14 protein-coding genes are annotated in these 13732 nt (G+C 30.3%); 3 read left to right on the top strand and 11 right to left on the bottom strand.

Annotated features, from left to right (window positions below; translation table 11 throughout):
* From ACK5ON_RS03945 to ACK5ON_RS03895, 11 genes are all read right to left on the bottom strand, one after another.
* On the bottom strand, positions 1-934 hold a 934-nt coding region (locus ACK5ON_RS03945), incomplete at its 3' end, for a hypothetical protein (protein WP_409820084.1).
* On the bottom strand, positions 918-1295 hold the full coding sequence (locus tag ACK5ON_RS03940; protein WP_409820081.1) for a hypothetical protein: 378 nt from the start codon (positions 1293-1295) through the stop codon (positions 918-920). The genes ACK5ON_RS03945 and ACK5ON_RS03940, both read right to left, overlap by 17 nt.
* Positions 1296-1434: 139 nt before the next feature.
* Positions 1435-2622: a hypothetical protein gene (locus ACK5ON_RS03935; protein ID WP_409820079.1), complete on the bottom strand. Its 1188-nt coding sequence runs from the start codon at positions 2620-2622 to the stop codon at positions 1435-1437.
* Complete coding sequence (locus tag ACK5ON_RS03930) at positions 2622-4535, bottom strand: type II secretion system protein GspD (protein ID WP_409820077.1); 1914 nt, start codon at positions 4533-4535, stop codon at positions 2622-2624. Before ACK5ON_RS03930 ends, ACK5ON_RS03935 begins: the two co-directional genes overlap by 1 nt.
* 2 nt (positions 4536-4537) lie before the next feature.
* Entirely contained in the window at positions 4538-5941 is a 1404-nt protein-coding gene (locus ACK5ON_RS03925) for a GspE/PulE family protein (protein ID WP_409820075.1), read from the bottom strand.
* 488 nt (positions 5942-6429) lie between these two features.
* The gene (locus tag ACK5ON_RS03920; protein ID WP_409820072.1) at positions 6430-6864 is read right to left on the bottom strand and encodes a type IV pilin protein; all 435 of its coding nucleotides are present in this window, start codon (positions 6862-6864) and stop codon (positions 6430-6432) included.
* Positions 6865-6970: 106 nt separating this feature from the next.
* On the bottom strand, positions 6971-8092 hold the full coding sequence (locus tag ACK5ON_RS03915) for a type II secretion system F family protein (protein WP_409820069.1): 1122 nt from the start codon (positions 8090-8092) through the stop codon (positions 6971-6973).
* A gap of 2 nt (positions 8093-8094) precedes the next feature.
* Positions 8095-8562 carry a hypothetical protein gene (locus ACK5ON_RS03910; RefSeq protein WP_409820067.1) on the bottom strand — a complete coding sequence of 156 codons (468 nt, stop codon included), beginning with the start codon at positions 8560-8562 and terminating at the stop codon, positions 8095-8097.
* Positions 8563-8575: 13 nt separating this feature from the next.
* Positions 8576-8911 (bottom strand): hypothetical protein, encoded by a 336-nt coding sequence (locus ACK5ON_RS03905; protein ID WP_409820064.1) that lies wholly within the window; start codon positions 8909-8911, stop codon positions 8576-8578.
* On the bottom strand, positions 8886-10097 hold the full coding sequence (locus tag ACK5ON_RS03900) for a hypothetical protein (protein ID WP_409820061.1): 1212 nt from the start codon (positions 10095-10097) through the stop codon (positions 8886-8888). Before ACK5ON_RS03900 ends, ACK5ON_RS03905 begins: the two co-directional genes overlap by 26 nt.
* Positions 10081-10887, bottom strand: coding sequence for a toxin-antitoxin system YwqK family antitoxin (locus ACK5ON_RS03895; protein ID WP_409820058.1), 807 nt, complete (start codon positions 10885-10887; stop codon positions 10081-10083). The genes ACK5ON_RS03900 and ACK5ON_RS03895 overlap by 17 nt, the downstream gene beginning before the upstream one ends.
* A 179-nt stretch (positions 10888-11066) precedes the next feature.
* Here ACK5ON_RS03895 and ACK5ON_RS03890 point away from each other — a divergent pair, with 179 nt between their 5' ends.
* The 3 genes from ACK5ON_RS03890 to ACK5ON_RS03880 all read left to right on the top strand — a co-directional run bounded on the left by ACK5ON_RS03890 (position 11067) and on the right by ACK5ON_RS03880 (position 13562).
* Positions 11067-12041, top strand: coding sequence for an RHS repeat domain-containing protein (locus ACK5ON_RS03890; protein ID WP_409820087.1), 975 nt, complete (start codon positions 11067-11069; stop codon positions 12039-12041).
* Entirely contained in the window at positions 12029-12310 is a 282-nt protein-coding gene (locus tag ACK5ON_RS03885) for a hypothetical protein (RefSeq protein ID WP_409820056.1), read from the top strand. The genes ACK5ON_RS03890 and ACK5ON_RS03885 overlap by 13 nt, the downstream gene beginning before the upstream one ends.
* Positions 12311-12470: 160 nt before the next feature.
* Positions 12471-13562, top strand: a complete 1092-nt coding sequence (locus ACK5ON_RS03880; protein WP_409820054.1) for a hypothetical protein — start codon at positions 12471-12473, stop codon at positions 13560-13562.
* Positions 13563-13732: the final 170 nt, after the last annotated feature.

The raw sequence follows: 13732 nt of genomic DNA, 5'->3' as shown, positions 1-13732 counted from the left end.
GTATACTATATAATCCTGTATTACCAGCCAGATCTTTTGCCTTAACTCTCCAATAATAATCACCTGCAGTTGAAAAAGACTGTAGGAAACTTGCTGATGTAGAATTTGAAGACTGAAGAATTGAAGTGAAATTTACTGTATTTGAAAATTCAATAGTATACGACACGGTTGACTGGATAGTTCCAACGTCTGCTGGCATTGACCATATAAAATTAATTTGCTGATTGATGGTTTGGATAGTATTAGCTTCGGGTAAAGTGTTTACAGGAGTGTTTGGATTACTCCTGTCTAAATAAAAATTTCGAAAAGAAAATGGAGTTTGGCTGGTACTATTTATTCCTTTTACCTTCCATCTGTATTGGGCATCACTGGCCAAAATAGTACTGTTAAGGGTAAGTGATGTAGAGGTTAAATTCGATTGCTGATTTACTATGGATTCTCCATTTGTAACGTTAATCAGCTCAAAATTATAACTTTGAGCCGCAGTTAAATTCTGCCAATTTAAAATTATTGCCTGATTATTAGTATAAAAATTATCAGCAGGGTTGTTTAAGATAACTTGTTGAGAAGTTAAATCATTAGTTTGAATAACAGAAAAACTATAGTTAAAAGTATAATTAGAAAAATACGCAGAATTTTCACCTCTTACGCGCCATTGATAACTGCCCTGATTCAGAGGGAAATTCAAATGATTTTGACTGACTAACGAGTCTAAAACCATATTGGAATTGGCTGAATAAACTTGCACTCTGTATTTTTTGGCACCATCAAGTTCATTCCATTGAAAATCTACTACATTGCTTTGGATTTCCTGACTGTTTTGGGGATATATAATCATCACAGTATCATTGGTAATATCTTTCTCTATAATATCTTCACAGGAGTATAAAGATATCAAAGCTAGCATAAGGATAAGGTTATTTATTATTTTCATAATTTTGGAATATTAGTTTTAAATGTAAAATTTCTTTTTTCGAATTCTTTTTGTCAGTATAAAACGTAAGACTTATTATTTTAGAAAAGTCAAATTGTTTTTCAAATTTATAGGTTAGGTCCAGTAATTCATTATAGCCACCTGTTAAATCAACTTGATAAGTATAAACTTGATAATCATCATATACAAAATTGTGAATAGGTTGTAAATCATTAATAGAAATTCCGGAGCTATTTTTTACTGAAAAATCAATAATTTCCTGTTGAATCTTTTCTTTTTCGATTCCTTCTTTCCCAATCAATTTGTCTAGTCTGGCCACTTGAGTACTCAAAGCTTTAATATTAGGTGTCTGATTATTCATTAAAGCTTTTTTTTCTCTTTGAACAATGTTTTCCTTATATAATAATATCAAATTACTAAAAGATCGCCTGTATGCAGCTATAGATAGTATTATAAAAAATACTATCAGAAATTTAAATTTAAATTTATAGCTATATTGATTAAACATCTTTGATTGTAATTTTTAATTCAAAATAAGATATGTTTTGTTTATCTCTTTTAATCGAAACTATTTCCAATTTTTGTAGCCATTTTTCATTTTTTAAAGAGTCAATCCAATCATTAAAAACAGTTTCATCAGGAGTATTTCCTTTTAATAAAATTATCTTATAATCAAATTCAACCTTTTCAGTTTTTTTAATTTCTTTTTTTATTGGGTATACTTCCAAATAAGAAAAATGTATAACATATGGAATAGATTTTGTCAATTTATAACAATAAAAAGAGATAAACTCTTTCGAAGAAAATCCGGTTTCTGCAAGTATCTTAAGTTTCTTCTCCTTTTGAAGTTCTAAATCATTAATGACACTATATGCTTTATTACTATAGCTGTTTTCTAAATTTAAAGTAGCATTTTTATAATTTAAATATTGTATGAGGCCATAACTGGCAAGTAATAAACAAAAAAAACCAACCAAAATAATAATCCCTAGTTTTTCAAAAGCCTTTTTATAAATAACCTCTTCCGAATCTATTAAGACACTCTGGCTTTTAACAATAGAACTTTGATTAACATAAAAATTGATAGCAGCTCCATAAAGAGGTAGCTCAAAGTTAGAAATCAAGGTAGTTCCAATTGTATAGTTTTCTGTTTTTCTTTCAGAGTCTGGCTTTGAGATAGTACTTAAAGTATTATTATCAAACTCAAGAAATGTTTCATTCGATAAGAGTTTACTTTTATCAAGCAAATTATTAACCAAAACAGCTGTTAAACCACCTATGTAAAAATCAATTATTTGAATTTCATTTTTATAAAAAAGGGCAATCAATTCATCTAATACTGTAGCACGACAAAAACTTAAAAATTGACATTCTTGAGTATTATAACTTGTATAATGTATCGATTTGTAATCTAAATTTTTTAACCATTCAGTATCTGTTTCACTTTTTAAACCAATTTTTTTGTTCAATACGCCTTTGCCATCAAATAAAAGAATAGAAGGAACTTTAGAGTCTAGTTTAGACTTCAAATTCTCAATGTCTGAAAAAACAAGCTTTTCAATAATATCGAGCTGTGACTTTTTTTTCTTTATTTTCAAAAGAAAAAAAGAATCACCGTCGTTGTTCCTAAAAACTCCGATTAGGTTAAGCGCATTAATGTTTACTATTTTATTTAATAAAAAATTCATTAATAAACAATTGTTGGTTTAATAAAAATATGCAGCTTTGAATTACTTTTGGCTTTTTTTCTGCTACTGAAAAACCATTTTATAATTGGAATCCTTGATATTAATGGAACACCTGACCCTGAATTTTCTTTTTGTAATTCATCCAGTCCCCCCAATAGTATCATTTCACCGTTTTTAACCCTAACTAAAGATTCAAACTTTTGTGTAGATTTTCCTGGAGGTGCAGTTGCTCCGGCTCTGGCAAGAAAAGAACTTTTTTCAACAACTATATTTAGCGTGACATTTTCATCAGTAGAAACAAAAGGTTTAATAGATACACTTAAATTTGCATCAGTAGATTTCCATGTACCAGACTGTAAAACATTATTGTTAATTCCATTATTAATTAACTGATTAGTCTGTTCAAAATAATAACTGGTTTCACCTATAGCTAGTTTTGCTTCATGACCACTAATTGTAGCAATCTTTGGGGTAGACTCTATTTTAATGATAGAGTTATTTTCAAGTGCTTGTAAGTTTAAATAAAATGCATCTGTCACTTTACCTAGTTTGATTAACCCAAGTCCGTTAAAGGCATCTATCAGACTATTGACAGAACTACCGTTAAGATTAACATCAGTTGTTGGAAATAACACACCACTTGTTTGTTTACTATTATTTTTATCTATACCAGCTTTAATGCCTGTTTGAATATCGTATGATTTATTATACTGAACAATCATGACCTCTATCTGAACTAACGGCACTACTTTGTCAATTTGTTTAATGTAAACACGCAATTCATCAAGTACTGATTTAGCACCGGAAACAATCAATCCGTTTAACTCTACAAATTCCTTTATTTCTAGTTTCTCGGTAAAAACTCTTGGTAAAGAGGTTAATACCGATTCAATCGAACGATTCTCCAACTGAATAATTTCAGTGGCTCTCAATCCCTCAGTAGCCTGCTCCCCTATTAAATAATAACCATTCTGCTTTTTGAATGTGTATTTTTTTCCTTTAAAAATATTTTCCAATAAATCATCAAAAGTTATATTTTCAACTTGAAGTGATGCCTTTTCATTTTCAGGTTTGTTATAAAAGAAATAATTAATTTTTAATTTATCAGCAGCCTCTTCTATCAAATCAGTGGCATCTGCAACATTCGCCTTTACATCTAAAAATCCTGTTTTATTAACATCAACCTGAAAAAAACCCGGAGCATCAGGAACTAATTTTGGTGCTTTATTTTTGGCAGTAGGGTTTTTATCCGTGGAATTAGTAAGCGTGTTTTGAGTGTTTTTTTCCAATAAATAAAATCCATTATCGTCCTTTGTAGCTATAAGGTTGTTGGATTTCGCCATCATCTCTATTACCTGATCAAAAGGTCTGTTAAGAATATAAGATGACACTTTTTGAGTTTTAATGTCAGCAGACATAATGATGTTTTTTCCTGATTTATCAATTATAGCTTGCACTACACTGGGCAATGAATCATTCTCAAGTTTAACAGAAAGAAATTCATTTAAATTATTGTAGGTTACATCAATGACTTTAAGTTCTTTTTTAGGGATGATTTTAATTTCCTTTCGCTTCTTAAATATGATAATATTGTTAACAAAATCAACATCTAAATCGTATTTTTGAACCAAAAAAGTATAAACATCTTTTACGGTAACATCAAAAAAATTATTAACAACTGGCTGATTTAAATCGTTATCTACACTAACATTTAGCTGGTGTTCTTGCGCTATTGAATTGATAAAATCATATAATGTTAAGCCTGAAACATCTGTTTTCATTACATCATTCAATCCTTTTTTAATCTTCGAAAAATCTTCAAACTTTTTGTTAATCTCTGAATAGTCTTGCTGACCAAAAGAGAGATTAATAATAAAAAATCCAATGATAGTATATATAATTTTATTTATCATTATCAAATATTAATTAGAATTGAATAAATTTCCTCAAGGGCTGTTTCTCCATTAGCAAGTATTTCGAAAGCTCTATCAGGCAAAGACTTATGATTTACTTTATCATTAAATAGTGTATTTACATCATTATTTTTTATAAGAGTAGACGTTTTAAAATCAACATTTAAAATCTCGTAAATGGCTTTTCGTCCACTATAACCAGTATGATAACACTTATTACATCCAACAGCTTTGTATACTTTATCAAGAGCATAGGGTGGTTGAAAACTACTCGGGAAATCTTCTATACTAAATACAATAGACTGTTTACAATGGGTACATAGCTTTCTAATTAATCGTTGAGCCACAGAAATATTCAAGGTTTCGGCAATTAAATAAGGAGGAATTCCCATATCAATTAATCTGGAAATGGTTCCTACCGCAGAATTTGTGTGTATGGTTGACAATACTAAATGACCTGTCAATGAAGCTCTGATAGCCATCATAGCTGTTTCAGAATCCCTGATTTCTCCAAGCATTATAATATCTGGGTCTTGACGAAGAAAAGAACGCAAAGCAGAAGCAAAGGTTAAACCAATATCTTCTTTTAACTGAACTTGATTAATTCCCTTTAGGGTATACTCAATAGGATCTTCAACTGTAACTATGTTACGGACTGAATCATTCAACAATTTTAGGGTAGCATACAAAGTGGTGGTTTTCCCTGAACCGGTTGGCCCACTAATTAATATAATTCCGTTAGGCTTTTTAATAGCTTCAAGATAATGATACAGCTCGTCACCATCCATCCCAAGTGTATTCAAATCAATATTAGTAGCATCGTTTCCTAACAAACGCATTACTATTTTTTCCCCAAAAAGAGTAGGCAAAATTGAAACCCTTATATCAAAAGAGCTATTTGTAATCCTACCATCCTGAGGCAATCGTTTTTCGGTAATATTAAGTTTTGCTTTTATTTTGACTTTATTCACTAACTCTAAATAATTTTCTTTATCAATTTTATAACGTTCAATAAGCTGACCGTCTATTCTGAATCTAATTCTGGCATCCAACTCATAGATTTCAAAATGAATATCACTGCTTTTTAATGATTTTGCTTCATATAGTAAATTCTCTAAAAAATCACTTTTGTCAATATTTAAAGGTTGTGCAGCATTATTCCCTCTATCCTTTCTGTAGTATAAGGAAAGTGCCTTCTCTATCTCATTGCTTTGAAATGGTAAAAAATAGATTTCTTTTCCCAAGAGCAATTCCAATTCCTCTGTAGCATCTTTACTATTATAAGCAATATCAACAAAAAAAGTAATACTCTTTTCGTCTGCTATTTTGGGCACAATTTTATAATGATTTGCTAAATCACTCGAAATAATATGCTGATTTTCGGTAGTAATGCTAATATCCTGCATAGTCTTATAAAACGGTTATTTTAGAATAATCAAGCAAAAAATCTTTTAGTACCAACAGCATTAACAAAAGGGCTGAAAAACCAGCTAAAGGAATTGTTTTTTCTTTCATTCTTTTTTGAAACAATATTTGTAGTATGATAGAAAAAACCAAAGTTAGTATAAAAAATAAAATGAAATTATAAGTTAAAAATAATGGTGTAACGCTTAAAAAAAAAAGAAAATCTCCTAACCCAAAATAATTGGTAAAGGGATTTATAAACTTTTTATTTTTAAGACTCATATATACTACTAAAATTATAATTATAAGTAGAAAAAATAACATGTTTATAATGAAAACCGTGCTGTTCATTTCTGGCTTTCTCGTAAACAACACCATCGAGAAAATAAAAATTAAAGCGGGTAACACAACATGAATTCTTCTGAACTTTAAATCCTGATAAAACACAACAGCTAAACACAATAACAATCCTAATACAATAACATCCAATTTATTCTTTGGTTACTTCTGTTAATATTTTTTTATTATCGATTTCCCATGTATTAAACGCACCATCGCTATCCAAATCAGATACTGAAGTTGCCCTTGCTGAAAAAGACTCATTTGTGGCTTCAACTATTTCAATTTTATAAACAGCTTGTCCTCCTTGATCTACTGTTAACTCTTGTTCAAAACCTATTTCTTCTAAACTATTGGAATATTTTGAATAGCGATAAAAATGACTTTTTTCTAACCCGTAAACCTGATTAAGCATTGCCTGGGCTTCAATTGCTTTTGCCTGACTTATAACAGCGGTTTGATTTGGAAGAACCATTAAAAGAATAATTCCAATAATACACAAAACTATCAGTATTTCTGTCATCGAATAGGCTTTGACCATTCCTGATTTTATAGTTTTTAACAATTTTAAATCTAATTTTTTCATTTCTTTTGTTGTTTATGTAGCTCTCAAATTAACCATGTTGAATGATTAATAATTAGTGTTCTAATTAAAGATTTTTTTTTTAACCCTACAAGTTTTTTTAATAACTTTAATTTTTAATAATTTTACTCAAATCAAACATTGGAGCATACATGGAAATCATTATCACTCCTACGATAACTCCAATAAAAATAATAATCATGGGTTCTAAAATCACCCCAATCATTTTGGTCTGATGATTTATTTCCTCATTATATTGTTCTGTTAGTCTTTCGAACATTACATCCAATTGATTAACTTGCTCCGCTACCTCTATCATCGAAACCATTTTGTTTTCATACACACTATGCTTTTTCAAACTATCACTTAACGAAACTCCCTTTGTAACATCACTTTTAATGCTTTCAATTGATTTTTCAATTGGATAAAAACCTATCATTTTTGACGTTAATGATAATGAAGTGATTAACGAAGTTTTTGATGAAGTCAGCAAATTCATTGATTGACAAAATCGTGATATGTATATTTTCTTAATTAGATTTCCAAAATAAGGTATTTTCAAAACCATTTTAGAGGTAAAATCTCTATAAAAATCTTTTTCCTTAAAAAGATGATGAAAAACAACTAATCCTATTATAAATAAAAATAAAAATAAAAATAATGCTCCTGAGTGATTTGATATTTTAATAATCATTTGAGTGCTTTTAGGCAACTCACTTCCAAACTGTTTAAAAACAGAGCTAAACATCGGCACCACTTTATTCAGCATAAAATAAAGCACTGAAATAGTTACCAACATAACTATGCCTGGGTAGGTCAAAACAGAAATAATTTGTCGACGCATCTGAATTTTTCTGCTGAAAAATTTCTGTAGTTCGTTCAGTACTTCTTCCAATTTTCTGGTTTCTTCTCCAATTTGAATGCTATAATATTCATAAGGTGAAAATTGATTGGTGCTAATCATGGCTTCACAGATGCTCTTACCAAACACAACCTTTTCCTTAATATCCAAGATAATACTTTGTTCTAATTTTGATTTTGCTTGGTGACTCAAAATTTCCAACGCTTTCTTAAAATCAACTCCTGATTTTAATAGCATCCCAAGCTCTCTATAAAAAACTTCTTTCTTCTTATCCGAGAGTTTCTTGGCTGCTGTTAAAGATTTTATTTCAAAATTAAATTCTTTTTTTTCTACAGGATTACTTTTATATTGACTTAAATCGATACCCATAATTACTTATAATTTTCCATTAATTGATTGGAATTAACTCTTTTAAAAAACTTCAAACTCATTGGCTGTTTATTGACATTTAGTTTTAAATTAAGTCGCTGAAAAACTATTCGGTTATTTTTTTTTCTTATAGTATCAATTATAAAACGAGTGATGGGAATTTTAAAAGTATCCAGAAAACCTTCTTTAGCTCTAATAGTATAGTCATCATATCGAAGATATTTTACCATGTCACCTGAATAGTAGTTAAATGAAATGCTTTCATCGTTGCTTGACATTTTTTCACTGTCAAAAATATCTTTATTCAGGGCATACGTCAACCGATTCATATCGGCAACAAACTGATTTTGATTTTTAAAATCGAGCATTCTTTCAGACAAAATGGCAAAAACAATAAAAACCAACCCAATAACAATAGCCGTAATAACCATACTAAATGCCGCTTCCACTACAGAAAAGGCTTTTACCATTTTTAAATTATTTTTAATTTTGAACATAAAAGTTATTCTTACTAGTTACACCGGTGCTGTCTTTGTATTCAATATTGATTTGTTGCAAATTACTGTTAATCCATTCCTGATGAATTAGTAAATGATCATTTCCCATTTTTTCAATCGAATCTGGATTCACTTGAGCCATAAAATAAATTTCCGATAGTTTGTTCCTTGTACTATAAAATTTAGCTGAAGTTTTAGGTGTAAAAACAGCTGCATAAACCAATATAGCCACGTACAAGCATATTGCAATGATGCACAAAGCGATTACCGACTCTAAAATAGAGTTTGCCCGAAGTCTATAATACTTTCTTAAACACGCCATAGGGTTCATTCTTGTTTTTAAACAACGAAATCGAAATGAAATAATCAGGTCTTTTAGTAACATCTATATTTCCATTGATTATGCAATTCTCATAATTGGCAGATGCGGTTTGGCTAAAAATTCTATTAGTATAAACTGAGCCATATACACTTCCGCCTATCATAAGCTTTCCTGTGCAATACACAACTCCTACTATTTTTGTTTTTTCTTTTAGAAGCACACTGTTATCGTCTAAACTGTGTATAGGATTACCAAAAAGTACAACAGCTCCATATACAGTACTGTCTTCATTAATAACCAGCTGACTTTTTTCAGCGGAAGTATTATAAACGCATAGTACTGAAGGATAGGAAAGGGTAACATTGTCCTCAAGCATTATTTTTTTATCAGCAAAAACTTGAATATTACCCTTAAAACCTTTGCTAATTCTAACTACAGGTGCCTTTACAATCACATCTTCCAATACATCATTTGCAGTAATCACAATGGAATCTTTAGCGTGTAAAATAAAATTCCCTTTTATAATTTTATTCTGAAGTAAAGGCGAAGTCAATTGCACATTGATAGCTTTATTAAAAAAGGAATTAAAGTAGCTGGAATCCTTGATCATTTCGATATCTTTAAGCAATACGCGAATGGTTGTTTCAGCCACAAACATTTTTTTAAAATCCGAGCTTATTTCAGGAAGCACATTAGTTGACAGTTCTATTTTTCCTGAAGCTTTCAAATTTCCGAGAGAATTGTTTACATATTTTTCGTCAATAAATTTACTGGGTAATTTTTTATCTCCTATTAAAGTAACATTACCGGCATAAGACAATCCATTAGAAAAATTTGTCAAATATAGTGCTGTCTGGTCAGAAGCATAATGCCCAATTAATTGAGCTGAAGCAATGGTGTCCTTTTTAAATATGCTCTTTACGATGATTACATTAAGTAAACCGTATGATTTTATCTCAGCACTAGATACAATTCCGTTTTCGTCGTTGAGTATTGTATTTTCAGTATCGCCCTGACTTAGTCCATAATTCATAGCTGACTGATTTTGAATATACATCTCTTCTCTAGTGTTGTAAAACGTATTGAGCATGGTATATAAACTTGAAAAATACAACAGGGCACCACATAGTATTGAAACTAGTAAACAAACATACACGGCATAAAGCAAGCTATTGGCCTTTATCATTTGATTTTTCCTTTTTTGAAAACAATCTTTTTAAGAAATTATCTTTCTTAGGTTTAGAATCATTTTTTTTATTTGGAAAAGTTGCTTTACTTTTTTCTTTTTCGTCAGCTTCATTTCCTGGTTTAGGAGTACTTCCTTTTACATCATTATCCTTTTCGGACAGTTTCCCTTTTTCGAGTTTCTCCTTTTCCTTTTCTTCTTTTTTTTCTTCCCTTTTCAGCTTTCTTTTGGCTTCCTTTTCTTTTCTTTTGGTCTGCCTTGCTATTTCTGTTTCGCTTAAAACCTTAATTAAACCGTTGTTGTATTCTATTGTATCTTTTGATACAAAATTAATCCATTGACCTTGTTTTTTGTCAGCACTATAGCGCCCTTTTTCAATAATCTCTCCTTTATTGCTGTATTGATAATAAGTTCCTTTTTTTCTGCCTTCATTCCAATACTGAATTGATTCGAGCACACCGTTTGTATGCCAGGTTTTCCATAAACCCACTTTTAGTCCTTTTCTGAATTCTCCTTTTTCAGCCAATTGATTATTCAGGTAGAATTTTTCAAATACATCGTTAAGCAATTGTCCCGAAACCCCATTTTCTGAATTATGTATAGCACCTGCTCTGAACCAATAATACATTCGTCCTGCTCTAATTTCAGGTTCCTTTGTTGTAACATAAAATTCATACCTGAAAGCTGTATCCGTAATTCTCTTTTTTAACTCAGGTTCATAATCCTGAAAAGAAAGTAATAAAAAAACCATTACAATGGCTAATAATCTATAAATTCGAAATGTTTTCAAAATATTAATTTTTTTAAAGTAATGCAATATAACACATTTATAAATAAAATAAAACAAAGAAATTAATGGTTTAAAAATAATATTTATATTTGATAAATATTAGTTGTTTTTGTATCAAAAATGACAAATTTGATGTTTTTTGATCAACCTGAAGTTCTTATTTTTATTGCTATTACCATATATTAGATTACTATCCTTTTGGTAGTTTGGTGCCAAACCGTCATGGCTCAACAGCTGATTATCGTTACGGCTTTCAAGGGCAAGAAAAAGATGACGAGATAAAAGGGGAAGGGAATTCTTTGAACTACACTTTTAGAATGCACGACCCGAGGATGGGTAGGTTTTTTGCGGTAGATCCGTTAGAGAAAGACTTTCCTTGGAACTCACCTTATGCTTTTGCAGAAAATAAAGTAATTGCCTTTACTGAACTTGAAGGTGCTGAATCACTTTATTATCAAGTAAGTTTAGATCAAAAAGGTAAGCCTGATATTAAGCTTGTTGATATTAAAGAGTCGTGGCTTGACCCATTTGTACCGTATCATTTAGTAGTTAGTATTAATGGTGGAGAGTTTCAATATTATTCAGATTTTACTCAAGATGATATTGATGAAGGATTAATGAAGGAGAGACTTGAATGGATTGCTAAAAATCCTAAATTAGCTCAAGCAAATATTGATAAAAACAAAGAAAGAGCTAAAGAAGATGCTCAAGAATTAAAAGAAACGACAATAAATATTTTTGCAGCTGGTTTCACAGGAGGGTTAATGAAGGCTAAAGCAAATGCTTCACAAAAGACACCTGTTGAGAAAAGTGCTCCAAAAATTAAAAATGTTGATGAAAGCACAGACTTTAAAGGAGCTACAGATTATAGCAGTATTAATGACCCTAAAAATGTAAATGCATCCACTAAACCAACTCCTAGAGTAGTGAAAGAAATGAAAAGATTAAATAAGGAGAACAATGGTGGAGTTTTAAAAGATGATGTAACAGGTGAAATAATGGTAGAGTCTAAAAAATCCAAAACAGGTATAACTCCACCATCAAACGAAGTACAAGTAGACCACAAAACATCTGTTAAAAATGGAGGTACAAGAGAAGTGAAAAATTTAAATTTAAGAACTAGAAAAAATAATAGAGATAAATGGCATCATTAAAAGAATTAAACGAAAACACTATGGTTGTAACTTCAACATATATTGTCAATGATGGAATGCCTATTTTATATGTATCTAATGAAGACGACGAAGAAGAAGGAGTTATTTGGCAGTTTCATTGTGGTAATGGTGACTACAATATGGAAAGAATGCTTCTTGTGAAGTTAGAAACAATATTGAACTTAGACTCTGAATTAATTAATTTAGATCTAAAAATAGGTCAAGAAGCTTTTAGAGAAAATAAAAAAGCTTTTTGGAAAATAAAATAATTCCACGCTCCTGCTGCCGCCCGAAATCAAAGATTCTACGAAGTCAATCCCTTCGGTTGGTAAATGATAAATAAAACAAAAAAGCAATTCATTTTGAGTTGCTTTTTTTAATACATTTACATCACGTTCTTATACAAAATGTCGCTATCCTTTTGGTAGTTTGGTTCCCAACCGTCATGGTGCAATAGAACCAAACTTCTATCGCTACGGTTTTCAAGGGCAAGAAAAAGATGATGAGATAAAAGGTGGCGAAGGGAAGTCTTTGAATTATACTTTTAGAATGCACGACCCGAGGGTGGGAAGGTTTTTTGCGGTGGATCCGTTAACAGCTAAATATCCTTTTTATTCGCCATATCAATTTAGTGGGAATCGTTTAATTGATATGGTTGAGCTTGAAGGTATGGAGCCAACATATTCAGGATGTTATCCAGGGGAAGGTGCAAAAGCTCCAGAAAGAGATTGTGATGGAGTTGCTAATGCAGGGACGGACAATTATAGATGGACTTGGAACGATAATGATTGGCATTTTACAAAAGTTGGAATTACAAATTATGAACTAACAACTTTATTTCCAAATGGTAATAGTAAAAGTTTGTCTTCATTAGAAACTACAATTAATTTATATGGGAGTAGTAATTTTGGGTTAAATGACAGTAATAAAGTAGCTCATTTTCTTGGGCAAACAGGACATGAATCTGGAGGGTTTAATAAATTATCTATTGTTGAATCCGCATATTATAAATCTGTAGATAGAGTAAAGGATGTATTTGGAAGCGAATCGAATGCCTATCTAAGCGTTGAAGCGGAAGAAAGTAGGATTTTGGCAGAATCTAATTTAGGCAAAAAAAATATTTCTCCCAACAAATACCTTTTTAATACGGAAAGGTTTACAAACATGGCTTATGCGAATAAAGGAGGAAATGGAGACGAAGATTCCGGCGATGGATTTTTATACAGAGGCAGAGGTTTAATACAATTAACTTTAAGTAATAATTATAAGAACTTTTTTAGTTTTTATAATAAGGTTTATGGAACTACATATATAGCAAAAAATGATGCATCATTAATTGCAACCAATAGGGATTTAGCTATTATAAGTTCATTATGGTATTTTTCAGTATATACTATACCTGAGATTGACAAAAACGGTAGTACTTTCCATACGATAACTAAAACAGTAAATGCTAAATGTGTCGATGAAGATAAAAGAAAAACAATATATAATAGATCATTGGAATTATTAAATAAATAAAAATGAATATAGTAATTAAGTTTTTCATATCGATTCTTCTTTTTTTTACATTACAAACTTTTTCACAAGAGAAAATAAAAAACATCAATTCAACATTACAAGGATATTGGAAAATGTCAGATATTGATAAAGAAACTTTATTGATAAAAAATGATAGTATTATTTTTTAT

The organism is Flavobacterium sp., from assembly GCF_046317795.1.
Lineage (GTDB): Bacteria > Bacteroidota > Bacteroidia > Flavobacteriales > Flavobacteriaceae > Flavobacterium.
This window is presented reverse-complemented; position numbering and strand designations above follow the sequence as displayed.